Origin of the sequence: Pantoea sp. WEP, assembly GCF_041678305.1 — a bacterium.
In the GTDB taxonomy this organism is placed as follows: Bacteria; Pseudomonadota; Gammaproteobacteria; order Enterobacterales; family Enterobacteriaceae; genus Pantoea; species Pantoea dispersa.
Genome location: NZ_JBGNXB010000001.1, coordinates 4,013,157 through 4,039,696 on the forward strand (window position 1 = coordinate 4,013,157; position 26,540 = coordinate 4,039,696).

At 58.5% G+C, this 26,540-nt stretch carries 27 protein-coding genes and 1 riboswitch; of the genes, 14 read left to right on the forward strand and 13 right to left on the reverse strand.

The genetic code is table 11. The features are described 5' to 3' along the window. Positions 1-80 precede the first annotated feature (80 nt). Genes ABVR31_RS18685 through ABVR31_RS18705 form a run of 5 tightly spaced genes read right to left on the reverse strand, consistent with a single transcriptional unit; the run spans position 81 to position 4,092 of the window. Positions 81-716 carry an urea amidolyase associated protein UAAP2 gene (locus ABVR31_RS18685; RefSeq protein WP_021507029.1) on the reverse strand — a complete coding sequence of 212 codons (636 nt, stop codon included), beginning with the start codon at positions 714-716 and terminating at the stop codon, positions 81-83. Then, the gene (locus ABVR31_RS18690; RefSeq protein WP_215800484.1) at positions 716-1,423 is read right to left on the reverse strand and encodes an urea amidolyase associated protein UAAP1; all 708 of its coding nucleotides are present in this window, start codon (positions 1,421-1,423) and stop codon (positions 716-718) included. Before ABVR31_RS18690 ends, ABVR31_RS18685 begins: the two co-directional genes overlap by 1 nt. A gap of 11 nt (positions 1,424-1,434) precedes the next feature. Next, positions 1,435-2,196, reverse strand: a complete 762-nt coding sequence (locus ABVR31_RS18695; RefSeq protein ID WP_058758072.1) for an ABC transporter ATP-binding protein — start codon at positions 2,194-2,196, stop codon at positions 1,435-1,437. Positions 2,197-2,206: 10 nt separating this feature from the next. Beyond that, complete coding sequence (locus tag ABVR31_RS18700) at positions 2,207-3,019, reverse strand: ABC transporter permease (RefSeq protein ID WP_058771035.1); 813 nt, start codon at positions 3,017-3,019, stop codon at positions 2,207-2,209. Positions 3,020-3,033: 14 nt separating this feature from the next. Beyond that, positions 3,034-4,092 (reverse strand): putative urea ABC transporter substrate-binding protein, encoded by a 1,059-nt coding sequence (locus ABVR31_RS18705; RefSeq protein ID WP_058758070.1) that lies wholly within the window; start codon positions 4,090-4,092, stop codon positions 3,034-3,036. Positions 4,093-4,155: 63 nt separating this feature from the next. Then, a riboswitch (guanidine-I (ykkC/yxkD leader) is annotated at positions 4,156-4,250 on the reverse strand. Between the two features lie 270 nt (positions 4,251-4,520). On the opposite strand from ABVR31_RS18705, the gene ABVR31_RS18710 reads away from it, so the two are divergent. The 5 genes from ABVR31_RS18710 to rraA all read left to right on the forward strand — a co-directional run bounded on the left by ABVR31_RS18710 (position 4,521) and on the right by rraA (position 10,107). After that, a complete protein-coding gene (locus ABVR31_RS18710) occupies positions 4,521-5,237 on the forward strand; it encodes a DUF3053 domain-containing protein (RefSeq protein ID WP_010616539.1) in 717 nt (238 codons plus the stop codon). Positions 5,238-5,670: 433 nt separating this feature from the next. Further along, on the forward strand, positions 5,671-7,605 hold the full coding sequence (locus ABVR31_RS18715) for a PTS mannitol transporter subunit IICBA (protein WP_058771034.1): 1,935 nt from the start codon (positions 5,671-5,673) through the stop codon (positions 7,603-7,605). Between the two features lie 93 nt (positions 7,606-7,698). Further along, positions 7,699-8,847, forward strand: coding sequence for a mannitol-1-phosphate 5-dehydrogenase (gene mtlD, locus ABVR31_RS18720; protein ID WP_288444346.1), 1,149 nt, complete (start codon positions 7,699-7,701; stop codon positions 8,845-8,847). 60 nt (positions 8,848-8,907) lie between these two features. Beyond that, the gene (mtlR, locus tag ABVR31_RS18725; RefSeq protein ID WP_193717991.1) at positions 8,908-9,456 is read left to right on the forward strand and encodes a mannitol operon repressor MtlR; all 549 of its coding nucleotides are present in this window, start codon (positions 8,908-8,910) and stop codon (positions 9,454-9,456) included. A 165-nt stretch (positions 9,457-9,621) separates the two neighbouring features. Continuing rightward, on the forward strand, positions 9,622-10,107 hold the full coding sequence (gene rraA / locus ABVR31_RS18730; RefSeq protein WP_021507037.1) for a ribonuclease E activity regulator RraA: 486 nt from the start codon (positions 9,622-9,624) through the stop codon (positions 10,105-10,107). A gap of 51 nt (positions 10,108-10,158) precedes the next feature. On the opposite strand, the gene zapB is transcribed toward rraA, so the two are convergent. After that, entirely contained in the window at positions 10,159-10,398 is a 240-nt protein-coding gene (zapB, locus tag ABVR31_RS18735) for a cell division protein ZapB (RefSeq protein ID WP_021507038.1), read from the reverse strand. A gap of 416 nt (positions 10,399-10,814) precedes the next feature. On the opposite strand from zapB, the gene ABVR31_RS18740 reads away from it, so the two are divergent. The 3 genes from ABVR31_RS18740 to glpX all read left to right on the forward strand — a co-directional run bounded on the left by ABVR31_RS18740 (position 10,815) and on the right by glpX (position 14,310). Next, a complete protein-coding gene (locus tag ABVR31_RS18740) occupies positions 10,815-11,663 on the forward strand; it encodes an MIP/aquaporin family protein (RefSeq protein WP_021507039.1) in 849 nt (282 codons plus the stop codon). 29 nt (positions 11,664-11,692) lie between these two features. Beyond that, positions 11,693-13,204, forward strand: a complete 1,512-nt coding sequence (gene glpK, locus ABVR31_RS18745) for a glycerol kinase GlpK (protein ID WP_021507040.1) — start codon at positions 11,693-11,695, stop codon at positions 13,202-13,204. 95 nt (positions 13,205-13,299) lie between these two features. Next, entirely contained in the window at positions 13,300-14,310 is a 1,011-nt protein-coding gene (glpX, locus tag ABVR31_RS18750; RefSeq protein WP_141497161.1) for a class II fructose-bisphosphatase, read from the forward strand. Here the strand turns inward: glpX and emrD are convergent. Beyond that, a complete protein-coding gene (emrD, locus tag ABVR31_RS18755) occupies positions 14,300-15,493 on the reverse strand; it encodes a multidrug efflux MFS transporter EmrD (RefSeq protein WP_275044624.1) in 1,194 nt (397 codons plus the stop codon). The two genes, glpX and emrD, sit on opposite strands and share 11 nt — an antisense overlap. Before the next feature lie 291 nt (positions 15,494-15,784). On the opposite strand from emrD, the gene fpr reads away from it, so the two are divergent. The 3 genes from fpr (at position 15,785) to tpiA (ending at position 18,116) form a co-directional block, all read left to right on the forward strand. Continuing rightward, the gene (fpr, locus tag ABVR31_RS18760; protein ID WP_166712375.1) at positions 15,785-16,531 is read left to right on the forward strand and encodes a ferredoxin--NADP(+) reductase; all 747 of its coding nucleotides are present in this window, start codon (positions 15,785-15,787) and stop codon (positions 16,529-16,531) included. A gap of 105 nt (positions 16,532-16,636) precedes the next feature. Then, positions 16,637-17,227, forward strand: a complete 591-nt coding sequence (locus tag ABVR31_RS18765; protein WP_058771031.1) for a YiiQ family protein — start codon at positions 16,637-16,639, stop codon at positions 17,225-17,227. 121 nt (positions 17,228-17,348) lie between these two features. Then, a complete protein-coding gene (tpiA, locus tag ABVR31_RS18770; protein WP_031279624.1) occupies positions 17,349-18,116 on the forward strand; it encodes a triose-phosphate isomerase in 768 nt (255 codons plus the stop codon). A gap of 68 nt (positions 18,117-18,184) precedes the next feature. Here tpiA and ABVR31_RS18775 read toward each other — a convergent pair whose 3' ends face one another. The 5 genes from ABVR31_RS18775 to cpxP form a co-directional block, all read right to left on the reverse strand. Further along, positions 18,185-18,940: a CDP-diacylglycerol diphosphatase gene (locus tag ABVR31_RS18775; RefSeq protein WP_372773808.1), complete on the reverse strand. Its 756-nt coding sequence runs from the start codon at positions 18,938-18,940 to the stop codon at positions 18,185-18,187. A 127-nt stretch (positions 18,941-19,067) separates the two neighbouring features. Next, the gene (locus ABVR31_RS18780; protein ID WP_021507046.1) at positions 19,068-20,057 is read right to left on the reverse strand and encodes a sulfate ABC transporter substrate-binding protein; all 990 of its coding nucleotides are present in this window, start codon (positions 20,055-20,057) and stop codon (positions 19,068-19,070) included. Between the two features lie 147 nt (positions 20,058-20,204). Beyond that, positions 20,205-21,167 (reverse strand): 6-phosphofructokinase, encoded by a 963-nt coding sequence (gene pfkA, locus ABVR31_RS18785; RefSeq protein WP_021507047.1) that lies wholly within the window; start codon positions 21,165-21,167, stop codon positions 20,205-20,207. 207 nt (positions 21,168-21,374) lie between these two features. After that, positions 21,375-22,277, reverse strand: a complete 903-nt coding sequence (fieF, locus tag ABVR31_RS18790; RefSeq protein WP_141497158.1) for a CDF family cation-efflux transporter FieF — start codon at positions 22,275-22,277, stop codon at positions 21,375-21,377. Between the two features lie 194 nt (positions 22,278-22,471). After that, positions 22,472-22,984: a cell-envelope stress modulator CpxP gene (cpxP, locus tag ABVR31_RS18795; RefSeq protein ID WP_021507049.1), complete on the reverse strand. Its 513-nt coding sequence runs from the start codon at positions 22,982-22,984 to the stop codon at positions 22,472-22,474. Positions 22,985-23,134: 150 nt separating this feature from the next. Between cpxP and cpxR the strand changes: the two genes are divergently transcribed. Genes cpxR through trmL form a run of 3 tightly spaced genes read left to right on the forward strand, consistent with a single transcriptional unit; the run spans position 23,135 to position 25,715 of the window. Further along, complete coding sequence (cpxR, locus tag ABVR31_RS18800) at positions 23,135-23,833, forward strand: envelope stress response regulator transcription factor CpxR (RefSeq protein ID WP_372773811.1); 699 nt, start codon at positions 23,135-23,137, stop codon at positions 23,831-23,833. Next, the gene (gene cpxA / locus ABVR31_RS18805; RefSeq protein WP_031279625.1) at positions 23,830-25,206 is read left to right on the forward strand and encodes an envelope stress sensor histidine kinase CpxA; all 1,377 of its coding nucleotides are present in this window, start codon (positions 23,830-23,832) and stop codon (positions 25,204-25,206) included. The genes cpxR and cpxA overlap by 4 nt, the downstream gene beginning before the upstream one ends. Before the next feature lie 35 nt (positions 25,207-25,241). Further along, complete coding sequence (gene trmL / locus ABVR31_RS18810; protein WP_021507051.1) at positions 25,242-25,715, forward strand: tRNA (uridine(34)/cytosine(34)/5-carboxymethylaminomethyluridine(34)-2'-O)-methyltransferase TrmL; 474 nt, start codon at positions 25,242-25,244, stop codon at positions 25,713-25,715. On the opposite strand, the gene cysE is transcribed toward trmL, so the two are convergent. Beyond that, positions 25,712-26,527, reverse strand: coding sequence for a serine O-acetyltransferase (cysE, locus tag ABVR31_RS18815; RefSeq protein WP_021507052.1), 816 nt, complete (start codon positions 26,525-26,527; stop codon positions 25,712-25,714). The two genes, trmL and cysE, sit on opposite strands and share 4 nt — an antisense overlap. Between the last annotated feature and the right edge of the window lie 13 nt (positions 26,528-26,540).

Sequence of the window (26,540 nt, forward strand, 5' to 3'; positions counted from 1 at the left end):
GACTGAATACTCTTATTGCGGCAGGTCGTCCTGCACCAGCTGTGACGGCGTAAAACGGGTCGTCCCGTTGCGTCAGAGAATCACCACACGCTGACGGCAATCGGCGTCGGGTTGTAACCGTTACAGGGATTGTTGAGCTGCGGACAGTTGGAGATCAGCACCAGAATGTTCATCTGCGCCACCATCTCAACATACTTACCCGGCGCGGAGATGCCATCGGCAAACGTCAGGCCGCCGTCGTGGGTCACCGGCACATTCATAAAGAAGTTAATGTTGTGCGTGATATCGCGGCGCGTCAGGCCAGACTCCGGATGCGCGGCGACCGCCAGCATCCAGCTGTCGCGGCAGGAGTGCATGTGGCGCTTTTCGAGGTCATAACGCACCGTATTACTCTCGCACGAGCAGGCGCCGCCGAGCGTATCGTGACGGCCACAGGTATCGGCGGTGATGGTCAGCATCGGCCGATCAAGATTAGAACGCAGCACGCTGCCGGCCGTGAGAAACACGTTGTGCTGGCCGCGCAGCGTCTCGCTCATGCTGTAGCGCTCGGCGGTATCGTCGGCATTAAAAAACAGCGTGTCCGCCGCCTGATTGCCTTCCAGATCGGTAATGCGCAGCGTTTCTCCGGCGGCAATGCGCTGCAGCCAGTAATCACCGGCGTCGATCTGCTGCTGCAGACGCGCCTGCGCCGGGTTTCGTTCACTCTCTTTAATCATCACACTTCTCCCTGCAGTTGATAGAGGGCGTTATTGCGCAGGCCGCGCTGGTTTTCCGCGCGCTGCAGACAGATTTCCGGCAGCGGAGCGCGCTGCGCATCCAGCGTCAGCTGCAGCGGCTGGCGCGGATAATCGCTCGCCGGGCTGAGCGGGTGCGGACAGGTGTGCAGCAGCACCAGCGTGTCCATGGCGAAACGCAGCCGAACCTGCGCGCCGGCTTCGCCCTGCCGCTCCAGCGTTAAGCGCCCGCTGTCATCGGCGCGTACCTGCGCAAACAGATTGAGGCAGGCCGCCATGTCGCGCTGGCCAAGGCCATATTTCGCCAGCTCGACCAGGAAGCTGTCGTAGCCGTTTTGATGGCGCAGGTTACGCGCCTGCTGATAGTCGCTGACCCCATAGCGCGCAGCCGTTTGTGCCGCGTTCAGCGTGCCGCACACGCTCTCGTGCCAGCCGAAACTGTCGTATTCAATGCCGCAGAAAATGCGCCCCATGTCCGAGTAGAGACAGTGGCCGGCGGTGAGCCGGAAAGTGTGCTGGCACTTGAGCGTGTCCGGCGCGTTATAGCGCTCCAGCAGGTTTTCCGGGTTATAAAACAGCAGGCTGGCGCTGGCGCCGCCCTCCACATCGGTCAGCGTCAGCGCGCTGCCGCTGCGCATGACAAATGACCAGTGCGCCCCGGCGGGCAGCAGGGTTTGGTATGGCTGCATCGTGCTCTCCTTTAAGCCACCTGCGTTGCGGACAGCACTTCAGCGGCGGGCTGAGTGCGATCCAGCGGCAGGTCGTAAGTGATAGTGGCGCCCCAGGCTTGCGGCGCGTGCGGATCGTGGCGCAGTTTGTCGAACACCAGCAGGCGTGACGCGAGGCTGAAGCCCTCTTTCAGATCGTGGGTGATCATGAAAATGGTCAGCTGATGCTGCTGCCACAGCTGGGTGATCAGCTGATGCATCTCGCTGCGAATACCGGGATCGAGCGCGCCAAAAGGTTCATCCAGCAGCAGAATGCGCGGCTGTTTCATCAGCGCCTGCGCCAGGGCCAGACGTTGCTGCATGCCGCCCGACAGCTGATGCGGATATTTGCTCTGCGCCTGTTCCAGTCCGACCTGCGCCAGCATTGCCTGCGCGCGCTGGCGAATCGCCTGACGTTTGCGTCCCCAGACGCGTCCCAGCCAGCGTGCGCTGCTGAACTCGTCAGCCAGCATCACGTTGCCGAGCACCGTCAGATGCGGAAACACCGAGTAGCGCTGAAACACCACGCCGCGATGGGCATCCGGCTCGTCGGGAATCGGTGCGCCATCCAGCAGCAGCTCGCCTTTGGTCGGCGCTTCGGTGCCGAGCAGCATATTCAGAAACGTGGTTTTGCCGCAGCCGGAGGCGCCGACAATCGCCACGAATTCGCCGCGCTCGACCTGCATATTCAGCCGCTCCAGCACCACCTGATCGCCGTAGTGTTTTTCCAGATTTTTCAGTTGCAGTAAGGGCATCGCGCGCTCCTTATTTGGCGTGATACCACGGCCAGCAGCGTCGGCTGACGAGCCGCAGCAGCAGGTCGAGGGCAAAGGCCAGCAGGGTAATCCATGCCACGTACGGCAGAATCACATCCATGGCCAGATAGCGGCGCATCAGGAAGATGCGATAACCGAGACCTTCCGTGGCCGCAATCGCTTCGGCAGCAATCAGGAACAGCCACGCCGAACAGAGCGACAGCCGCACCGCATCGCACAGGCGCGGCATCAGCTGCGGCAGAATCACCCGCCACAGAATCTGCGCGCTATGCGCACCCAGCGTCTGCGCTTTGACCAGCTGCTCCTGCGGGATTTTCTGCACCTGCAGCTGCAGATCGCGGGCGATCAGCGGCGTGATGCCGATAACGATCAGCACCACTTTGGAGACTTCGCCAAGGCCAAAGCAGATAAACAGAATGGGCAGAATCGCCAGCGGCGGCACCAGCGCAAACAGCGTCACCAGCGGTGCCAGCACCGCGCGCACCACCGGCAGCGCGCCGGTGAACAGGCCGATTGCCAGCGCCAGCAGCGCGCTGATAGCAACGCCGCTCAGCAAACGCAGCAGGCTGGCGGCGGTATCGCTCCACAGCAGATACTCGCCGGTGCGCGGGCTGGGCTGAAACGCCATCCGGCTGATGGCCTCGCCCATAGCGTTAAATCCCGGCAGCAGTTTGTCTGCCGCGTTCAGGCTGAGACGCGCATCCGACGCGAACAGATAGACCAGCAGCACCGCCAGCAGCGGCAGAATGCCAAGCAGCAGGCGGCCGAGCGGCAGCGGTTGGTAGTTGATCAATTTACGCATCGGCAGCGCCTCGCTTACAGCTGACCGGCGGCGGCCAGTTTGGTGAAGGTGTCGGTAAAGCGCAGTTTGATGTTGCCGGCATCGCCCCAGTTACCGGCCGGGGTAGCGACCCCTACCGCATCGGCCCCCGGCGCGCCTTCGCCCAGCAGACCGTGTTTAAAGGAGAATTCGGCCACCAGCTGCATCGTGGCTTTTAACTGCGGGCTATCGACAAAATCCAGCGTGGTTTTGGCATCGCTGAACAGGTGTGTCGCGGCAAGCTGCTGATCAAAACCGGCCAGATCGGTACCGGATGCCTGCGCCATCTGCGTGCGCGCCGCTTTGGCACTGTCGCTCTGTCCGGCCATGCTGTGCAGCGTCTCGTACCAGGCACCGGTCAGCGCTTTGCCGAGCTGAGGATATTTGTTGAGCGTGGCGGTGTTGACTACCAGCAGGTCAAGGATTTCGCCCGGGATCTGCGCCGAGGAGAACACCAGATGGCTGTCCGGCTGCTTCTCTGCTTCCGCCAGCAGCGGATTCCACGTGACGATGGCGTTAACGTCAGCAGTGCCAAACGCCGCCACCAGATCGGCATCGGCGGTGTTAACCACCCTGACGTCTTTCTCGCTCATGCCGGATTTCTCCAGCGCGCGCGCCAGCAGATAGTGTGAGACCGAGAGTTCGACGAGGTTGATGGGTTTGCCTTTCAGCGCGCTGACGCTGTCCGCGCCTTTAAGCAGAATGCCGTCGTTGCCGTTGGAGTAGTCGCCGACAATCAGCGCGGTGCTGTCGACGCCGCCAGTGGCCGGAATGGTCAGCGCATCCATATTGGTCATGGTGCAGCCGTCAAAGCCACCCGCGGTGTACTGATTGACCGACTCGATATAGTCGTTAACCTGCACAAACTGAATATCGATGCCGTACTTATCGGCCCACTTTTTCACGATGCCGCTTTGCTGGGCGTAATCCCACGGCATCCAGCCAGCGTAGATGGACCAGCAAAGTTTAAAGGATGGTTTAGCGGCGGCCAGCGACGGAACGCTGAACAGGGCGACGCTGCAAATCAGCAGCAGGCGCAGACAGGCTTTAATCATGATGATTCCTCTGGCGTTAACGGACGAAAATCAGGCAGGAGGCGGCGAGCAACGTTCTCGCTTTCCTCCCGGGCTTTTTTCCCGCCGTGTAACCGTCAGAGGACGGTCGGTCACTCTCGGACCAGCATCTCGCGATCGGAACCCTAGTGACCCATTGCAAATTGTGTGGCGACGTCGGTTGCCCGCGATCGCTCCTGCATCTGCCAGAAAGCAGGCAATATCAATGCCAGGTTGCTATCAGCCTGAATTACATATGTTATTGCACAGCGCTGCGCTCGCAGGCAGGCTGCGCTGCACAGTTGTGCAGCAGGCACGCACCAGCGTGAAGCACTGCAGACCAGCCGTTGTACAGCCGGGGCCATTGCACTATTCTTTAGGACCTTTCCCAGCGAATCGAATTTAGCCATCGTCACAACAGGAGTTGAATTATGGCGTCAGGAATTTCCCGCATCTGGATGCGTAGCGGCATGCTGCTGACCGGCGTGCTACTTGTGCTGCAGCTTACCGCCTGCGGCGATAAAGAGGGCGATCAGCGCAAAGCCTTTACTGATTTTCTGCAAAACACCGTGATGCGCAGCGGTGAACATCTGCCCAGCCTGAGCGAAAACCAGAAGCAAACCTTCGGTAACTACGCCAGTGATTACGCCATCCTGTATGGCTTCTCGCAGCAGGTGAATCAGGCGGTGGACCAGGGCATGCGCCCGGTGGTTGATGAGCTGGCGGCCATCCGCGTGCCGCAGGATTATCTGACACGCCGCGACAGCCTGCGCCAGGCGAGCGGCAATCTGAGCGTGCTGACGCAGCAGATTCAGAGCGCCAAAATGCAGGCCGACAGCAGCAAAGCCACGCTGAAGCAGCCGGACGATCTGAAGAAAGTGTACGACAGCGTGTACGCCAAAGTGGTGACTCAGCCAGCCAGCACGCTGATCCCGCTGCTGCCGCAGCTGCAGGCGCTGAGCCAGTCGGCAGTTCAGGCCGGCGATTATCTGCAGTCGCAGGGCGCGCGCGTCAGCTTCAATGACGGCGGCGTTCAGTTCCCGACGCAGGAGCAGGCCACGCAATACAACACGCTGATGAGTAATCTCGCCAGCAATACGCAGGCGCTGACCCAGGCACAAAATGCCGTACAGGGTGGTTTGCAGTAAGCCGCTCAGCGGGCAGTTCTCCACTGCCCGCTTTTTCAGATTTTCGTCACTTCCTTACATCGCCTTTTTCTGTCAGCACAGAGTGTGATCTGGCGCATTTTCAACCAAAAATAGTTTGTGATCTCAATCACATTTGTGAAACAAAACGGCCCAGGTGAAAGGTGATTTTTGTCACATTTCTACCGCTGTTGCGCGCATTTTTTCGCCGGCGTTGCTTTCTTACAGGGTATTTTTGTGATCAAAGTCACCTTTAATCCCCCTGCCCACCCCAACTTAGCGTGATATATATCACACTTTTTCCTGACGCTACGCAGCGTAATCAACTAGTGCTAGAGTCCGCGTGCATACAGTAATGCCACGGCCCCCGCCGTAACGTCTTAACAAAAACAAACGCGCTCTCTTATTGCAGCGCGTCTCAATAAGGGGTGGGTTTATGTCCTCATCAGTCAAGGTCAAGGTTCAGAGCTTTGGTCGCTTTCTGAGTAATATGGTGATGCCAAACATCGGTGCGTTTATCGCCTGGGGTATCATCACAGCACTGTTCATTCCAACCGGATGGATTCCTAACGAAACGCTGGCCAAGCTGGTCGGCCCGATGATTACCTACCTGCTGCCGTTGCTCATCGGCTTCACCGGTGGTCGTCTGGTGGGTGGCGATCGCGGCGGCGTGGTCGGTGCCATCACCACCATGGGCGTGATCGTCGGTGCCGATATGCCGATGTTCCTTGGCTCGATGATTGCCGGTCCGCTGGGCGGCTGGGCGATCAAGTCGTTTGACCGCGCGGTTGACGGCAAAATCAAAAGCGGCTTCGAGATGCTGGTCAACAACTTCTCGGCCGGTATTATCGGTATGCTGCTGGCGCTGCTGGCCTTCCTCGCTATCGGTCCGCTGGTAGAAGGTCTGTCACACATTCTCGCCGCCGGCGTAAACCTGATGGTGCAGAACAACCTGCTGCCGCTGACCTCAATCTTTGTTGAACCGGCGAAAATCCTGTTCCTCAATAATGCCATCAACCACGGTATCTTCTCGCCGCTGGGTATCCAGCAGGCCAGCGAAGCGGGCAAATCGATCTTCTTCCTGATTGAAGCGAACCCGGGTCCGGGTATGGGCGTGCTGGTTGCTTATATGATCTTCGGCCGCGGCAGCGCCAAGCAGTCGGCGGGCGGTGCAGCGATCATCCACTTCCTTGGCGGTATCCACGAAATCTACTTCCCGTACGTGCTGATGGCGCCGCGCCTGCTGCTGGCAGTGATCCTCGGCGGTATGACCGGCGTGTTCACCCTGACGCTGCTGAATGGCGGTCTGGTATCACCGGCCTCACCAGGTTCGATTCTGGCCGTGCTGGCGATGACGCCAAAAGGCGCTTACTTCGCTAACATCGCGGCTATCGTTGCGGCTTTCGCCGTCTCCTTCGTGGTCTCCTCGATTCTGCTGAAAACCAGCAAAGTAAAAGAAGAAGACGACATTGAAGCGGCGACCCAGCGCATGAAAGACATGAAAGCGCAGTCAAAAGGCCAGGCCGTTGCCGGTTCACCGGTGGTTGCCGATGCCAGCAGCGTTGACGTCAGCCACGTGCGCAAAATCATCGTCGCCTGTGATGCCGGTATGGGCTCCAGCGCGATGGGTGCAGGCGTGCTGCGCAAGAAAGTGCAGGATGCGGGCCTGAGCAATATCTCGGTGACCAACAGCGCGATTAACTCGCTGCCGGGCGATGTCGATCTGGTGATTACTCACCGCGATCTGACCGAACGTGCGATGCGTCAGGCGCCACAGGCGCAGCACATCTCGCTGAACAACTTCCTCGACAGCGCGCTGTACACCAACCTGACTGAGCGTCTGGTGGCGGCGAACCGCAGCGAAGCCCACCGTGAAACAGTGCAGACCGCGCTGGCAGACAGCTATGACGACGGCAGCGCGCACCTGTTCAAACTGGGCGCTGATAACGTGTTCCTCGGCCTGAGCGCCAGCAATAAAGAGCAGGCGATTCGCTTCGCCGGCGAGCAGCTGGTGAAAGGCGGCTACGTGCAGCCGGAATACGTTGAAGCGATGCTGGCGCGCGAGCAGCTGACGCCAACCTACCTCGGTGAATCCATCGCCGTGCCGCACGGCACCGTTGAAGCCAAAGACCGCGTGCTGAAAACCGGCGTGGTATTCTGCCAGTATCCGGCCGGCGTGCAGTTTGGCGATGAGCCGGACGAAGTCGCGCGACTGGTGATTGGTATTGCCGCACGCAATAACGAACACATTCAGGTGATCACCAGCCTGACCAATGCGCTCGATGACGACAGCGTAATTGAGAAGCTGGCGAACACCACCAGCGTGCAGGACGTGCTGGATCTGCTGTCTGGCAGCACTGCCAACGCGTAATTCGCGGTTTAACTTCCCTGGGGCGGGCAAGCCCGTCCCCACTTTCCGGGGCGGACATGCCCGCCCTTTCGTCATTTGATATGGGTCAAATTTATGAAAGCGTTACATTTTGGAGCAGGTAACATCGGCCGTGGATTTATCGGTAAGCTGCTGGCGGATGCCGGTATCGAACTGGTGTTTGCTGATGTGAATCAGGTGGTGCTTGATGCCCTTAACGCCCGTCATGAGTATCCGGTTCACGTGGTGGGCGAGCAGGCGCAGGTTGAAATCGTTACCGGCGTCAGCGCGGTGAACAGCACCAGCGACGACATCGTCACGCTGATTGCTGAGGTTGATATCGTTACCACGGCGGTTGGTCCGCAGATCCTTGAGCGCATCGCGGGCAGCGTGGCGCAGGGTCTGGCCAAACGCAGTGACAACGGTAATGTCCGTCCGCTGAATATCATCGCCTGTGAAAACATGGTGCGCGGCACCAGCCAGCTGAAGCAGCACGTACTGAAGGCGCTGCCGCCGCAGTATCATGCGTGGGTTGAAGAGCATGTTGGCTTTGTTGATTCGGCAGTTGACCGCATCGTGCCGCCATCTGAAGCCGGCAGCACCGATCCGCTGGAAGTTACCGTAGAAACCTTCAGCGAGTGGATCGTCGACAAAACCCAGTTTAAAGGCGCGCTGCCGGACATTCCTGGCATGGAGCTGACTGATAACCTGATGGCGTTCGTCGAGCGCAAGCTGTTTACCCTCAACACCGGTCACGCCATTACCGCTTATCTCGGCCAGCTCGCCGGTCACGCCACCATTCGCGAAGCCATTCTCGACCAGAAAGTGCGTGCCGTGGTGCAGGGCGCGATGCAGGAGAGCGGCGCGGTGCTGATCAAGCGTTATGGTTTCGATGCGGAGAAACATGCCGCGTATATCCAGAAAATCCTGACGCGTTTCGAAAACCCGTACCTGAAAGATGACGTCGAGCGCGTCGGCCGTCAGCCGCTGCGTAAGCTGAGCGCCGGCGATCGCCTGATCAAGCCGACGCTGGGCACGCTGGAGTATCAGCTGCCGCACGCCAGCCTGGTGCAGGGCATTGCCGCCGCGATGCACTATCGCAGCGAAGCCGATCCGCAGGCGCAGGAGCTGGCGTCACTGATCGCGCAGAAAGGCCCACAGGCGGCGCTGGCGGAGATTTCTGGCCTTGATGCCAATAGCGAAGTGGTGAGCTCAGTGGTGAGCGCTTACCACGCTATGGCATAATGCGCGCCCTTTAGTGGTCAATTCGGGCACGGCAGCCGCGTGCCCGTCGACGGTAGCTGAATGATGCAGGCAATAATGGAAGAGAAGCAGGCTTTTGAAAACCGGGTGCTTGAGCGGCTGAACGCCGGTCGTTCGGTGAGAAGCTTCCTGATCGCCGCTGTCGAACTGTTGGCGGAAGCAGTCAATCTGCTGGTGCTGCAGGTCTTTCGCAAAGACGACTACGCGGTGAAATATGCGGTGGAACCGCTGCTGCTGGGCGACGGCCCGCTGGGCGAGCTCTCGGTACGCCTGAAGCTTATCTACGGCCTGGGGGTGATCAATCGCCACGAATACGAAGACTGCGAGCTGCTGCTGGCGCTGCGTGAGGAGCTGAATCACGACACCAGCGACTACCGCTTTACCGACGATGAAATACTCGGCCCGTTCGGCGAACTGCACTGCGTGCTGGCCTGGCCGCCGCAACCCGATTTCACCCGCGACGACGCCGCGCTGCGCGCCATGCAGCAGCAGCGCTACCTGCAGATGGTGCGATCCACCATGGTGCTGTCGCTGACCGAGCTGATTTCCCGTATCTCGCACAAGCAGGCCTTCAAGAAGCCCGCCGTGTAACGCTTCCCCTGCGGCGCTGTCGCCACGCGCCGCTGTTCTCTCCGCCGCAGACAAAATATTACGCAGGATATTGATGCAGCGCTTTTTTTGGCGGTTGATGATTTTGCCAACAATCGTCAGATAGCGATATACTTACCGCTCCTGTGGCAAACAGACGACATCCCTATGAAATACGATACATCTGAACTCTGCGACATCTACCATGAAGAAGTGAACGTTGTTGAACCGCTTTTTTCGAACTTTGGTGGGCGCACCTCATTCGGTGGTCAAATTACCACAGTGAAATGTTTCGAAGACAACGGCCTGCTGTATGACCTGCTCGAAGAGAACGGTCGCGGTCGCGTGCTGCTGGTCGATGGCGGCGGCTCGGTGCGGCGCGCGCTGGTTGACGCTCAGTTAGCAAGACTGGCGGCGCAAAACGAGTGGGAAGGCATCGTGGTGTACGGCTCGGTTCGCCAGGTCGATGAACTGGAAGAGCTGGAGATCGGCATTCAGGCGATTGCGGCCATTCCGGCTGGCGCCGCAGGCGAAGGCATCGGCGAGAGCGACGTGCGGGTTAACTTCGGCGGCGTCACCTTCTTCTCCGGCGATCATCTCTACGCCGACAACACCGGCATGATCCTGTCTGAAGACGCACTCGACATCGAGTAAGCGACAAACAAAAACGGGTGCCGCGGCACCCGTTGGTTTAAGCGCTGAGGCTTAAACTTCTTCCATTTTTCCCAGCAGTGCACGCAGGCGCTCCTGCCATACATGCTGCTCTTCTTTCAGATGCTGATTTTCACGCGCCAGCGCTTCGTGATTGCCGGATGCCTGGCTCATTTCATTTTTCAGGTTATTGTTCTGCTCTTTCAGCTCTTCAATTTCCATCTGCAGCAGGGTGATGGTATCAATCGCCTGCTGTACTTTCGCTTCCAGTTTCTCGAATACTTCAAATGACATCTTTCTGACCTCTCCTAAATCGTGCAAGGCGTTGATAGACCGGGCGTGCCTTAAAATAGTGCGTCCAGCCACGATGTCCCGATTGTATGTAGCCACACCCGGCAAGTCCAGCAGCACAAGGCCTGCGAGGGAAGTCTGTAACACTTTTCAGTTTATACCTGGAAAACGCGCAACTTCGCGCATTTTGCGCGCGGTCACACGCGCAGGGTGCAGCGCAGCGGGGGTTTTTGGCCCTAAACACAGGCAAAAGACGCGAAAACGCGCATTTTTATGACACGGCACACAAAATTCGATTTCGCTATTTCTCGTTTATGCTCGTTAACGATAAATTCACATCAACCCTACATTAGAGCTGGGCGACTCAAGGATTGAGAACAAAAACTGATAAAATTTAACCTCGCTTCAGGAATTCCATTATGAGTCAGACAACGAACACACTCAAAGGTCAGTGCATCGCCGAGTTTCTCGGTACCGGTTTGATCATCTTTTTTGGTGCCGGCTGTGTGGCGGCGCTGAAGCTGGCCGGTGCCGCATTCGGCCAGTGGGAAATTTGTATCATCTGGGGTCTTGCTGTCTCCATGGCGGTTTATCTGAGCGCAGGCGTATCCGGCGCTCACCTCAATCCGGCAGTCACGGTTGCCCTGTGCCTATTCGCCAACTTCGAAGGCCGCAAAGTTTTACCTTATATTGTGTCGCAAATCGCTGGCGCGTTCTGTGCGGCGGCGCTGGTCTACGGTCTTTACTACAATCTGTTCTTTGATTACGAAGCCAGCCACCAGATGGTACGCGGCAGCGTGCAAAGCCTCGATCTGGCCGGTATCTTCTCCACCTATCCGAACCCGCACATCACCGTGGCGCAGGCGTTCCTGGTGGAAATGGTAATTACCGCCGTGCTGATGGCGGTGATCATGGCGCTGACCGACGACGGCAACGGCGTACCGCGTGGCCCGCTGGCGCCGCTGCTGATTGGTCTGCTGGTGGCGGTGATTGGCGGTTCCATGGGTCCGCTGACCGGCTTCGCCCTGAACCCGGCGCGTGACTTCGGTCCGAAGCTGTTCGCCTTCTTCGCTGGCTGGGGTAACGTGGCGTTCACCGGTGGTAAAGATATTCCTTACTTCCTGGTGCCAATTTTTGGCCCGCTGGTCGGCGCCTGCCTCGGTGCCTTCGGTTACCGTGCGCTGATTGGCCGTCACCTGCCGGGCAACCTTGCAGAAACCAGTAAAACAGAAAAACCGGTCGCGCGCGCTGAGCAGCGTAAAGCGTAAGTTTCATCGTTAATCATCAGGAAACCATAATGACTACGACTGATAAAAAATATATTGTCGCGCTCGATCAGGGCACAACCAGCTCACGTGCCGTGGTGCTCGATCATGACGCCAACATCGTCGCCGTCTCACAGCGCGAATTCACCCAGATCTACCCGAAAGCCGGCTGGGTTGAACACGATCCGATGGACATCTGGGCCTCACAGAGCTCCACGCTAGTGGAAGTGCTGGCACACGCTGATATCCGTTCTGACCAGATCGCCGCCATCGGTATCACCAACCAGCGTGAAACCGCGATTGTCTGGGACAAAGAGACCGGCAAACCAATTTACAACGCCATCGTCTGGCAGGATCCGCGTACCGCCGACTACTGTAACAAGCTGAAGAAAGAGGGTCTGGAAGAGTACATCCAGCACACCACCGGTCTGGTGATTAACCCGTACTTCTCCGGCACCAAGGTGAAGTGGATTCTCGACCATGTGGAAGGCGCGCGCGAGCGGGCAAAACGCGGCGAACTGCTGTTTGGCACCGTCGACACCTGGCTGGTGTGGAAAATGACCCAGGGCCGCGTGCACATCACCGATCACACCAACGCATCGCGTACCATGATGTACAACATCCACAAGCTGGAGTGGGATGCGCGCATGCTGGAGATTCTGGATATTCCGCGTGAAATGCTGCCGGAAGTGAAAGGATCGTCCGAAATCTACGGCCAGACCAACATTGGCGGTAAGGGCGGCACGCGTATTCCTATCGCCGGTATCGCCGGTGACCAGCAGGCTGCGCTGTATGGCCAGCTGTGTGTGCAGCCTGGCATGGCGAAAAACACTTACGGCACCGGCTGCTTTATGCTGATGAACACCGGTACCGAAGCGGTTACTTCGACTCACGGTCTGCTGACCACCATCGCCTGCGGTCCACGCGGCGAGGTGAACTACGCGCTGGAAGGTGCCGTGTTCATCGGTGGTGCGTCCATTCAGTGGCTGCGCGATGAGATGAAGCTGATCAGCGATGCGGGCGACTCCGAATACTTCGCGATGAAAGTCAAAGACACCAATGGCGTGTACATGGTGCCGGCCTTTACCGGTCTCGGCGCACCGTACTGGGACCCGTATGCGCGCGGCGCAATCTTCGGCCTGACCCGTGGTGCCAATGCCAACCACATCATTCGCGCCACGCTGGAGTCCATCGCTTACCAGACGCGTGATGTGCTGGAAGCGATGCAGAACGATGCCGATACCCGCCTGCAGTCGCTGCGTGTAGATGGCGGTGCGGTGGCCAACAACTTCCTGATGCAGTTCCAGTCCGATATTCTCGGCACGCGCGTGGAGCGTCCGGAAGTGCGCGAAGTAACCGCGCTGGGTGCAGCTTACCTCGCCGGTCTGGCGGTCGGCTTCTGGAACGATCTGGAGGAAGTTCGTGCTAAAGCCGTGGTGGAACGCGAATTCCGTCCAAGCATTGAAACCACCGAACGCAACGTGCGCTATGCCGGCTGGAAAAAAGCCGTGGCGCGCGCCCAGGCGTGGGAAGAAGAAGAGTAACACTGTGCTGACCCGCGGCGCCCTGCCGCGGGTTTTTCCCGTCCCCCTGCCCCGCTGTGCTACACTGCCCGCCTGTTTTTTGTCAGGTGCAGACCATGAAACGAGAACTCGCGATTGAATTTTCCCGTGTGACCGAAGCCGCTGCGTTAGCGGGCTATCACTGGTTAGGACGCGGCGACAAGAATGCCGCCGACGGCGCCGCCGTCAACGCCATGCGCATTATGCTCAACACCATCAATATCGACGGCCAGATCGTGATTGGCGAAGGCGAAATCGACGAAGCACCGATGCTCTACATTGGTGAAAAAGTCGGTACCGGCCACGGCGATGCGGTGGACATTGCAGTTGATCCTATCGAAGGCACGCGTATGACTGCGATGGGCCAGGCCAACGCGCTGGCGGTGCTGGCGGTGGGCGATAAAGGCAGCTTCCTGCACGCACCTGATATGTATATGGAAAAGCTGATTGTCGGTCCGGGCGCGCGCGGCGCTATCGATCTCAACCAGCCGCTCGCCACCAATCTGCAGGCGATTGCGCAGGCACTCAATAAACCGCTTAGCCAGCTGACGGTGTCGATTCTCGCCAAACCGCGTCACGATGCGGTCATCGCGCAGCTGCAGCAGCTGGGCGTGCGCGTGTTTGCTTTCCCGGACGGCGACGTGGCGGCCTCGATTCTTACCTGTATGCCGGACAGCGAAGTGGACGTGCTGTATGGCATCGGCGGTGCGCCAGAAGGCGTGGTGTCGGCGGCGGTGATCCGCGCCATGGATGGCGACATGCAGGCGCGCCTGCTGGCTCGTCATCAGGTCAAAGGGGATTCGGCCGAAAACCGCCGTCTGGGTGAGCAGGAGCTGGCGCGCTGTGCCGAAATGGGCATCAACGCCGGGGAAGTGCTGACGCTGCAACAGATGGCGCGTAACGATAATGTAATTTTCGCGGCGACCGGCATCACCACGGGCGATCTGCTAAAGGGCATCACGCGCCAGGGCAATATCGCCACCAGCGAAACGCTGCTGGTGCGCGGTAAATCGCGCACCATTCGCCGCATTCAGTCAATCCACTATCTGGACCGCAAAGACGCAGCGCTGCACCCTTTTATCCTGTAACCGTCTGTTTGCCGCTCTCCGGATGACGCGAGAGCGGCCACCAGCACAGCAGCATCACCAGCGACGTCACAAACATCAGCATACCGAGGCTCGACTGATCGTGCTGCGGCAGCAGCGCTGAGAGCCACGCAACCACACCGGAACCCAGATTCTGCAGGCCTCCGATCAGCGCACCGGCGCTGCCGGCCAGCCACGCGTAGGGCTCCATCGCGCCAGAAGTTGCCAGCGGAAACAGCATGCCCGCGCCGAAGAAGAACAGCGCGGCCGGCACCAGCAGCGTCCAGATAGTCATCACGCCAAACCACGCCGGCAGCCACATCAGCAGGCCCGCCAGCAGGCAGCTGTTCACGCCGTACCACATCAGCGTATGCCAGGATTTCTGCTCGCGGCCGGCAAACCAGGCACCAAAAAAGGCCGCCGGAATCGGCAGGATGAACAAAATACTCACCGTCAGCCCGTCCAGCCCCAGCACGCCCGCCATCAGTACGCCGCAGCTGGCCTCAAATACCGCAATGCCCGCCAGCGCGCCGATCAGCAGTAGCAGATAACGCACAAAGTTGCCGTCGCTGAGCAGCGTGATGTAGCGGCGCAGAAACGGTGTCGCGGGCGCATCCACCGGACGGGTCTCCGGGAGCCAGCGTGCCATCGCCGCCGTTACGCCAACACACAGCAGCAGCAGGAAAGCAAAGCAGGCGTGCCAGCCAAACAGATGGGTCAGCAGCGCGCCGATTACCGGCGCCAGCAGCGGGCTGACCAGAATGCCCATGTTGAGCAGGCTGTTGGCCTGGCGCAGCGCAATGCCGGAGTAGAGATCGCGCGGCATGGTGCGCGCCATCACGCCAGCCACGCCGGTACCCAGTCCCTGCACCGCACTGCCCAGCACCAGCACACTCAGCGACGGCGCAAACAGGGCGATCAGCGCGCCCGCCGCGAAGATCGTCATGCCCGCGAGGATCACCGGACGCCGGCCAATACTGTCCGACAACGGGCCGTAGATCAGCTGCGATCCGCCGTAGGTCATCAGATAGGCCGCCATCACCTGCTGCATGGCGCCGCTGCGTACGTTAAGCGCCTCTGCCATGTTCGCCATGGCGGGCACATAGATGGTCTGCGCCATCTGCCCGACCGCCACCAGCACAATCAGCATGAACAGCAGGAAGCGGTTTTGCGTATTACTCATCATCATGGAACAAAATGTCTGCCTGAGAAACAAAGTAATGACAGCACTAAACAGGGCTGCCGGAGAGTTATGGCGGCAAAAATATCAGGAATTGCGCACAAAGCGAGAGGCGGGCGTAAAGCGGCAGCACAGGCACCGTCAAGCTTCTGTACCAGGCTGTAACGTGGCCGCTACAGTTGCTGATGTGTGCGGACGATTTGTCGCAGAGAGCCCTTTGACCGCTGCGGGGCTGGAAATCTGGTGCCGGGCTGACGAAGATAGAAAGAGACCAATTATCAATCATCAGGAGCGAACATGGCAGAGTGGGTCAATGCAGAAGTAAAAGAAGTGAAAAACTGGACCGACGCACTGTTCAGCCTGCGCGTCACGGCGCCCATCGACCCTTTTACCGCCGGCCAGTTTGCCAAGCTGGCGCTGGAAGTCGACGGCGAGCGCGTGCAGCGCGCCTACTCCTACGTCAACGCGCCGCACGATCCGCTGCTGGAGTTCTATCTGGTAACGGTGCCGGAAGGGAAGCTCAGCCCGCGTTTACAGGCGCTGCAGCCCGGCGATCAGGTGATGGTGACCAAAGAGGCGGCCGGTTTCTTTGTGCTGGATGAGCTCCCCGACTGCCAGACGCTGTGGATGCTGGCGACCGGCACGGCGATCGGCCCGTATCTGTCGATTTTGCAACAGGGCGAAGGGCTGGAGCGCTTCGATAACATTGTGCTGGTGCACGCTGCGCGCTATGCCGCCGACCTGAGTTTTCTGCCGCTGATGCAGCAACTGCAGCAGCGTTATCAGGGCAAGCTGCACATTCAGACGGTGGTCAGCCGCGAGCAGATGCCCGGTTCACTGCATGGCCGCGTACCGCAGCTGATCGAGAGCGGAGAACTGGAAAACGCCGTGGGCCTGCCAATGCACGCCGACACCAGCCACGTGATGCTGTGCGGTAACCCGCAGATGGTGCGCGATACCCAGCAATTGCTGAAAGAGACCCGCGATATGCGCAAGCATTTCAAGCGTAAACCCGGTCACATGACCAGCGAGCATTACTGGTAATCGCGCCGGCAGCAAAATGTCAGATTTTTCCCGGCGCGGGTTTTGACTTTCAGCGGTAAAAACCGTTCTAATCGTGGGCTAAGTGAATGATTTAGGGCCGAAGCAATGAAGAATCTGCCAGTCGCGCTGTTGCTCAGCGTCGCACTGACATTTCCCGCCTGGGCAGAGGACGCGCCCGCGCAGGATCGCAACGATCACCTGCCTGCGGCGCCGTATCTGCTGGCGGGTGCGCCCACCTTTGATATGACCATCGCGCAGTTCCGCGAAAAGTACAACGCCGCCAATCCTGACCTGCCGCTGCAGGAGTATCGCGCCATCGATAACCGCGATGACAAGAGCCACCTGACACGTGCCGCCAGCAAAATCAGCGAAACGCTGTATGCCTCCACCGCGCTGGAACAGGGCACCGGCAAGATTAAAACGCTGCAGATTACCTGGCTGCCGGTGCCGGGCCCGGATATGAAAGCGGCACAGACACGCGCCATGGATTACATGACTGCGCTACTGCGCTTTTTTGTGCCCGGTTTGTCAGCGGAAGAGGGACACAAGAAGCTCGATGGCCTGCTCAGCGCCGGCAAGGGCGCACGCTATTTTTCCCGCACCGAAGGTGCGCTGCGCTTTGTGGTCGCAGACAACGGCGACAAGGGACTGACCTTCGCCGTTGAGCCCATCAAACTGGCGCTCGCTAGCCCCTGATCTCCCCGGCAAAAATGACGAAAAGCAAAGCCAGCGCCCCATTTGATCTCTATACTGTCTGGCAGACATCGCTGCCCCGATGGCAGCGCTATTTCATGAATCGCGTTATGCGGAGGAAAGAATGCGACATCCACTGGTTATGGGTAACTGGAAACTGAATGGCAGCAAGCACATGGCGGGCGAGCTGATTGAAGGCCTGCGCAAAGAGCTGTCAGGTGTGGAAGGCTGCGGTGTGGCGATTGCTCCGCCGGCGATCTATCTGGATCAGGCCAAACACGCCATTTCCGGCAGCCACATTGCGCTGGGTGCGCAGAACGTTGACGTGAACCTGTCTGGCGCTTTCACCGGTGAAACCTCTGCCGAGATGCTGAAAGACATCGGCGCGAAATACATCATCATCGGCCACTCTGAGCGCCGCACCTACCATAAAGAGAGCGACGAGTTCATCGCGAAGAAATTCGCCGTGCTGAAGGCCGCAGGCCTGGTACCAGTGCTGTGCATCGGTGAGACCGAAGCCGAGAATGAAGCCGGCAAAACTGAAGAAGTGTGCGCACGTCAGATCGACGCCGTGCTGGAAACCCAGGGTGCAGCGGCCTTCGAAGGCGCGGTTATCGCCTATGAGCCAGTCTGGGCCATCGGTACCGGTAAATCAGCGACCCCAGCGCAGGCGCAGGCAGTACACAAATTCATTCGCGACCACATCGCGAAGAAAGATGCCGCTATCGCTGAGCAGGTAATCATTCAGTACGGCGGTTCGGTTAACGACAAAAACGCCGCAGAACTGTTCACCCAGCCGGACATCGACGGCGCGCTGGTGGGCGGTGCATCTCTGAAAGCCGACGCTTTCGCGGTGATCGTCAAAGCCGCTGCAGCAGCGAAAAACGCGTAAGTTTCTCACGCAGAGAAAGGCGGCTGATGAGCCGCCTTTTTTATTGCCTTAATCGGTCGCGGTGCCACTCACTCCAGCAAACGGCACTGGTGATCCTGCAGTTCTTCCGCCGAACCGCGATTCAGCTTGAGCCAGTTGCGCTCCAGCGCCAGCAGCGCCAGGCGTCCATCCGGCAGTTGGGCCAGCGCCAGCCCGTATTTTCCCATCTCACCGCGCGCATGCGGCACCTCCTCTGCAAGCCGGATAAACACGCTCTGCTGCGCCAGTTCGGCGGTGCTCAGCGTGCGAATCAGCCAGGTATGCCGCAGCAGCGTTACCGTCTGCCACTGCGCATTCAGCTTCGGCGCCAGCGTATCCAGCTGCTGACGCACATCCGGTTGCAGGCAGGAGATATGAATGTGCAGCTGATTCTGCGTACGACCATACTGCGCGTTGATGGCCAGCGACAGCACGCGGTCGTCGACAGGCGCACCGCGCTTCTGCGCCAGCAGGCGGCGCTGCTGCCAGGCGGCAGCAAACAGGTTCGGCGTGGTGGGTTCGAGGAGGATTGGGCTCTCCATGCCGGTGATTTTTGCTATCGGCATCAGCAGATATTGCAGCGGGCCATTCAGATCTTTGAGCGTGACGTAACCCTGCGCCAGATTGACCTGCTGACAGGGGGCAGGATTACCGCGTTGCGTCATGTCCGGTACGCACTTTTCGCTGACAATCTGCCACAGCGCGTCGGCGTTTTTATGCAAATGCACCGCGCCGGCGATCAGCCCGGCAATCAGAAGGATGAACGCGATAATCAGCAACGTGAGACTACGGCGGCGCGCCTGCATGGCCAGATCCTCAGTGATGAGCTGTCAGCATCCTCACCTGTCGCCAGCGGAAAGTCACGGCTTTTTCCGCGCCGCAAAGCAAAACGGCCAGCGCAGGGCTGACCGTTTCGTCATGATGAAAACGCGGTTACGGTTTCATGACCTGATCGTAGCTGCCGCCGTCGGCAAAGTGTGCTTTCTGCGCTTTGCTCCAGCCGCCAAACTTGTCATCGATGGTGAACAGCTTAACCGGCGCGAAGCTGCTGGCAAACTTCTTCGCCACCTCAGGATCGCGCGGGCGATAGAAGTTTTGCGCCGCGATGGTCTGGCCTTCCGGTGAGTAGAGATATTTCAGATACTCTTCCGCCACCTTACGCGTGCCCTGCTCATCCACCACTTTATCGACCACGGAGACCGTCGGTTCGGCGAGGATCGATTCGCTCGGCGTAACGATTTCAAACTTGTCTTTGCCCAGCTTATCAACGGCCAGATAGGCTTCGTTTTCCCATGCAATCAGCACATCACCGATACCGCGCTCAACGAAGGTATTAGTCGCGCCACGTGCACCGGAATCCTGCACTTCAACGTTTTTGAACAGCGCCCGGACGTAAGCCAGCGCTTTGGCCTGGTCACCGTGGTTCTGGTCCAGCGCCCAGCCCCAGGCCGCCAGATAGTTCCAGCGTGCGCCGCCGGAAGTTTTCGGGTTTGGCGTGATCACAGAAACGCCTGGCTTAATCAGATCCGGCCAGTCATGAATGCCTTTAGGATTGCCTTTGCGCACCAGGAACACGATGGTGGAAGTATAAGGTGCCGAGTTATCCGGCAGACGCTTGATCCAGTTTTTATCGATACGACCACGGTCAGCAATAGCATCCACGTCGGACTGCAGCGCCAGCGTCACCACATCTGCGCGGATGCCATTGATCACGGACGTCGCCTGCTTACCCGAACCGCCGTGCGACTGGCGGATCACCACGTTATCGCCGGTTTCCTGCTTATAGTGCGCACTAAACGCTTTGTTGTACTGCTCGTACAGCTCACGGGTTGGATCGTAAGAGACGTTTAACAGCTGAATATCCTTTGCCAGAACACTGGTTGAAGCCAGTAACAGGGTGACACCAATACTCCACTTGTTCATTGCTTGCTCTCCCGAGGTCGTTATAGAACAAGACTGACACAAAGCAATCCATGGATTAAAGAATTAAAAATAAGCTGTTATAACTATGGAGAATATAGCAAGGCATAAAAAAGGGCGCGAAAGCGATCGCGCCCGATTTATCGTTGATTAGTAGAGTTTTTTCGCGGTATCCAGCCAGTCGCGCTTGAACGGACGCTTCATGTTTTCGATAGCGTCGATGATGTCATGATGCACCATCTTCTCGTTCTGAATACCCACGCAGCGACCGCCGTAGCCCTGCAGCAGCAGCTCAATTGAATAAGCGCCCATGCGTGATGCCAGAATGCGGTCGTAAGCGCATGGCGCACCGCCGCGCTGGATGTGGCCGAGCACGGTGGCACGGGTTTCACGCTTGGTTTCCGCTTCAATAAAGTGCGCCAGATCGTCGATGTCACAGATGTGTTCGGTGATCGCCACGATGGCGTGTTTTTTACCTTTCGCAATGCCCGCCTGGATTTCTGCTACCAGCTCTTCGCGCGTGTAAGGGATTTCAGGCAGCACGATGAACTCACAGCCACCGGCGATGGCCGCCGCTAAGGTCAGGTCACCGCAGTAGCGGCCCATCACTTCTACGATAGAGATACGCTGATGCGAAGAAGAGGTATCGCGCAGACGGTCAATCGCTTCAACCACGGTTTCCAGCGCGGTGAAATAACCGATGGTGTAATCGGTACCGGCGACGTCATTGTCGATGGTGCCCGGCAGGCCGATGCACGGGAAGCCCATTTCGGTCAGGCGTTTGGCACCCATGTAAGAACCGTCACCGCCGATCACTACCAGCGCATCAATGCCGCGCTTTTTCATGTTTTCGATCGCGACCTGACGCACTTCTTCGTTGCGGAACTCCGGGAAACGCGCCGAGCCGAGGAAGGTGCCGCCACGGTTAATCATGTCCGACACGCTGTAGCGGTCGAGGTTGATCATGCGGTCTTCGTACAAACCCAGATAGCCGTCATAAATACCAAAAACTTCAAGGCCTTCACTCAGCGCGGAACGGACAACTCCGCGAATGGCTGCGTTCATGCCTGGGGCGTCGCCGCCGCTGGTCAGTACTCCGATTTTTTTGATCATGACAACCTCTGGATTGTTCAAAACTAAGGATTATTCCTGCCTGTCGATCGGTGTGGACCAGCTCGCGATCGCACGGCTTAATAGTTGCAGATAGTATATCAAAGGCTTGATGCTGAATTGATTCAGGTCAGACAAGTTTTCGCTAATTTTTTACAGAGTTGTTAGCGTTACGTCATTTTTTTCACGCAATGCTATGTTTTATAACGGCTAAAACTGAAAAAAACCCTGCTGATTTTGCGGCACGACAGAACAGGGGTCCTGATGAATAATCACATCTGAGCCGGGAAATTTTTGCCGTAATGCCTGCTCAATTTGATCGGCCACCTGATGCGCCTGCACCAGCGGGAGATGATCGTCCATCTCCAGATGAAGCTGAATAAACCGCGTCGGGCCGGACTGCCGCGTACGTAACGCATGGGCGCCGCGTACGCCGGGCCAGTGGCTTACCAGCGCGATAATCGCCTGTTTTTCCTGCTCCGGCAGCGCACGATCCAGCAGCGACTGCACCGCTTCATAGCCCATGCGCAGCGCGTTATAGAGGATATATACGCCGATGCCGAGCGCAAACAGCGCATCCGCACGCTTAAAACCATAACTGCTTAAGCCCAGCGCCACCAGAATGGCGCCGTTCATCACCACATCCGACTGATAATGCAGCATGTCCGCGCGAATTGCCTGGCTGCGGGTACGCCGCACCACCCAGCGCTGAAAAGCGACCAGTACCAGCGTGGAGCTGAGGGCGATCAGCGTCACAACTACGCCAACCAGCGGCGCGCGCAGCGTTTCCGGCGTGGCCAGATGCTGCAGCCCGGTAAGAAACAGAAACAGCGCCGATCCGGAGATAAACATGCTTTGCGCCAGTGCCGCCAGCGATTCCGCTTTGCCATGACCAAAGGTGTGATCGTCATCAGCAGGCTGCAATGAATAGCGCACCACCAGCAGATTGGTCAGTGACGCGGCGATATCGACCAGCGAATCCACCAGCGCCGCCAGCAAGCTGACCGAACCGGTGTACCACCAGGCGAAAATTTTCACGATCAGCAACAGCGTTGCCAGCGTGGTCGCCGCCAGCGCCGCGCGGTTTACCAGTTTTGCGTAGGAAGGTTCCATACCTTGCCTCGTCAGGCGCTGCAGCACGCCATGCAGTGGAAAATGGCTCAAGTTTATCACCGTCCCGTGCAGACTGCGTGACAGGATGGCGAAACGGATGCAATTTGCCCGCGAATTCAGGGCAAAAAAAACCCCGCCATCATGGCGGGGAAGACAGGGATGGTGTCTATGGCAAGGAAAACAGGGATACTATGTTACTGGTTACTGCTGGTACTACTCACTGCTTGCAGCGGTGATGATGGCTGCAATCCGGAGAGCCGACGCGCTTCGTTCAGACGCCGCTCAAAATTCTTCTGCAATGTCGCTTGCTGTGCAGGCGTTAGCAGGTGATACATCTGATTACGAACCCGGGCCATCTCGATTTGCAGTTCTACCTGCTCACGGGCCTGTTTCTCTGCCTGCTGGCGGATAGCCGATTCGTTAAATTTGTCTGCAATGACAAGGTCATGCATAGTTTCTATGTCCTGAACGCTTAACACCGGGCGTTCATGGCGCGCTTGCTGCATCAGGTCACGCATCTGTTGCCGCTGTTGTTCAGTCAGCTCAATGCCATCGAACATGTGGCTTTGCGGATTTTGCGTCATACTGCCTGTCGTCAATCCGCCGTTATGATGCATCTCGTCAATCGTCGTCGTGTCTGCTGCTTCTGCGCTGGCGTGACTGAGAACCATCGCTGAGGCAAAGACGACGGCGGTTAAGTAGCGCATCGTTTACTCCCGGTTCGTTCCGTTTTGCGATTCAACGAGAGCTAGTGTACGGCGACAGCTGCAAACATCCGTCAGGGGGTGTAAAACTACGTAAAGCGTTGGATTGCCACTATAGGAACACGGTATTTTGCCTGCGGAGGGCAACAAAAAATGAATAAAATCCTGTTGGTTGATGACGACCGCGAATTGACTTCGCTGCTTAAAGAACTGCTTGAAATGGAAGGTTTTGAGGTGATTGTCGCCAGCGATGGCGAGCAGGCGCTCAATCTGCTGGACAACACCGTCGACCTGCTTTTGCTCGATGTCATGATGCCGAAGAAGAACGGTATCGACACGTTAAAAGAGCTACGCCAGCAACATCAAACCCCTGTCATCATGCTGACCGCCCGCGGTAGCGAGCTGGACCGCGCTCTGGGCCTGGAACTGGGCGCGGATGACTATCTGCCAAAGCCGTTCAACGATCGCGAACTGGTGGCGCGTATCCGTGCGATTCTGCGCCGTTCCAACTGGAGCGAACAGCAGCAACAGCACGATAACAGCTCACCGACGCTGGAAGTGGATTGCCTGCGCCTGAATCCGGGCCGTCAGGAAGCCAGCTTCGACAGCGAAACGCTGGATCTCACCGGCACCGAGTTCACCCTGCTCTACTTACTGGCGCAGCATCTTGGCCAGGTAGTGTCACGTGAGCATCTCAGCCAGGAAGTGCTGGGCAAGCGCCTGACGCCGTTTGACCGCGCCATCGATATGCACATCTCCAACCTGCGTCGTAAGCTGCCGGAACGTCGTGATGGTCATCCGTGGTTCAAAACTCTGCGCGGACGCGGCTATCTGATGGTTTCGGCATCATGATTGGAAGTTTGACCACCCGCATCTTCGCCATCTTCTGGCTCACCCTGGCGCTGGTGTTGATGCTGGTACTGATGGTGCCCAAACTCGATTCGCGCCAGATGACCTCGCTGATGGAGAGCGAACAGCGCCAGGGCACCATGATTGAGCAACACGTTGAGGCGGAGCTGTCACAGGATCCGCCCAACGACCTGATGTGGTGGCGCCGGCTGTTTCGCGCCATCGACAAATGGGCACCGCCCGGTCAGCGCCTGCTGCTGGTGACCAGCGAAGGACGGGTGATCGGTGCGCAGCACAATGAAATGCAGGTGATCCGCAACTTTATCGGCCAGTCCGATAATGCCGATCATCCGCAGAAGAAAAAGTATGGTCGCGTCGAGATGGTCGGCCCCTTCGCGGTGCGCGACGGCGAAGACAATTACCAGCTCTATCTGATCCGTCCCGCCACCAGTTCCCAGCTCGATTTCGTCAACCTGCTGTTTGACCGTCCTCTGCTGCTGCTCATCGTCACGATGTTAATCAGCTCACCGCTGCTGCTGTGGCTGGCGTGGAGCCTGGCGCGTCCGGCACGCAAACTAAAACATGCCGCGGATGAAGTGGCGAGCGGAAATCTGCGTCAGCATCCGGAACTGGAATCGGGCCCGCAGGAATTTCTCGCTGCCGGCTCCAGTTTCAACCAGATGGTGAGCGCGCTCGAACGCATGATGACGGCACAGCAGCGTCTGCTGTCGGATATCAGCCATGAATTACGCACGCCGCTGACGCGTCTGCAGCTGGCGACGGCGCTACTGCGCCGGCGTCATGGCGAAGGCAAAGAGCTGGAGCGCATTGAGACCGAAGCGCAGCGTCTGGACGGCATGATCAACGACTTGCTGGTACTGTCGCGCACCCAGCACAAGAACGCGCTGGTGAGCGAAGCGATGAAGGCCAACCAGCTGTGGAATGGCGTGCTGGAAGATGCCAAATTCGAAGCGGAGCAGATGGGTAAAACCATGGACGTGCCGTATCCGCCCGGTCCATGGCCGCTGTACGGCAACCCGCATGCGCTGGAAAGCGCGCTGGAGAACATTGTGCGTAACGCGCTGCGCTATTCACACACGCACATCAGCGTTAGCTTTGCGGTGGATATTCAGGGCATTACCGTGCACGTGGACGACGACGGTCCTGGCGTCAGCCCGGAAGATCGCGAGCAGATTTTCCGTCCGTTCTACCGCACCGATGAAGCGCGTGACCGTGAATCCGGCGGCACCGGGCTCGGGCTGGCGATTGTCGAAACCGCCGTGCAACAGCACCGCGGCTGGGTGAAAGCCGATGACAGCCCGTTAGGCGGTCTGCGCCTGACGCTGTGGCTGCCGCTGTACTCCGCCCGGCAATAATTTGCTATGCTGCGGCCCTCGTTTCCGGGGGCCTTATGCTAAACATCGTCTTATTTGAACCTGAAATCCCGCCAAATACCGGCAATATCATCCGCCTGTGCGCCAATACCGGCTTTCAGCTGCACCTGATTGAGCCGTTAGGCTTCGCCTGGGATGATAAACGCCTGCGCCGCGCCGGACTGGATTACCATGAATATACCGCGCTGAAAAAGCACGCCAGCTACGCTGCTTTTCTGGCGGCAGAAGCGCCACAGCGCTTATTCGCGCTGACCACCAAAGGCACACCGGCGCACAGCGCCGTCAGCTATCAGCCGGGCGACTATCTGCTGTTTGGCCCGGAGAGCCGTGGCTTACCACCAGAAATTCTTAATGCGTTGCCGGCAGAACAGAAGATCCGCATTCCGATGCGCGCGGAGAGCCGCAGCATGAACCTGTCGAATGCGGTTTCAGTGGTGGTGTATGAGGCGTGGCGCCAGCTGGATTATGCGGGCGCGCTGATCAAAGGCTAGATGCCGTCGCCGTACTCAAACCCGGCGCCGGTGAAGTGCTGATCCATATCCATCGACGGTTTGTCGCTGGCTGGTTTGCCGACAATGCGCGCCGGCACGCCGGCCGCCGTGGTATGGGGCGGCACCGGCTGCAAGACCACCGAACCGGCACCGATTTTGGCACCGCGCCCGACTTCAATATTGCCAAGGATTTTGGCCCCTGCGCCAATCATCACCCCTTCACGGATCTTCGGATGGCGATCGCCGCTGGTTTTACCGGTACCGCCCAGCGTGACCGACTGCAGAATGGAGACGTCATTTTCCACCACAGCCGTTTCACCAATCACGATGCCGGTGGCGTGATCCAGCATGATGCCGCGCCCGATGCGCGCCGCCGGATGAATATCCACGGCGAATGAGACCGAGATTTCGTTTTGCAGATACACCGCCAGCGCGCGCCGTCCCTCTTTCCACAGCCAGTGGCCAATACGGTACGCCTGCAGCGCGTGGAAGCCTTTCAGATAGAGTAACGGCGTGGAATATTTGTCGACCGCCGGATCGCGCTGACGCACCGCCTGAATATCGTACGCGGCCGAGACAATCATCTCAGGATCCTGACGATAGGCTTCTTCAACAATTTCGCGGATGGCGATAGCGGGCATGATCGGGTTAGCGAGCTTGTTAGCCAGCATGTAGCTGAGCGCGCTGCCGAGATTTTCGTGCTTGAGCAAGGTCGCGTGGTAAAAACTGGCCAGCATCGGTTCACAATCGGCCAGCGCTCTGGCTTCGGCTTTGATATGGTTCCAGACCAGTTCTAACTCTTCAGACGACATTGCTGTTTGCTCC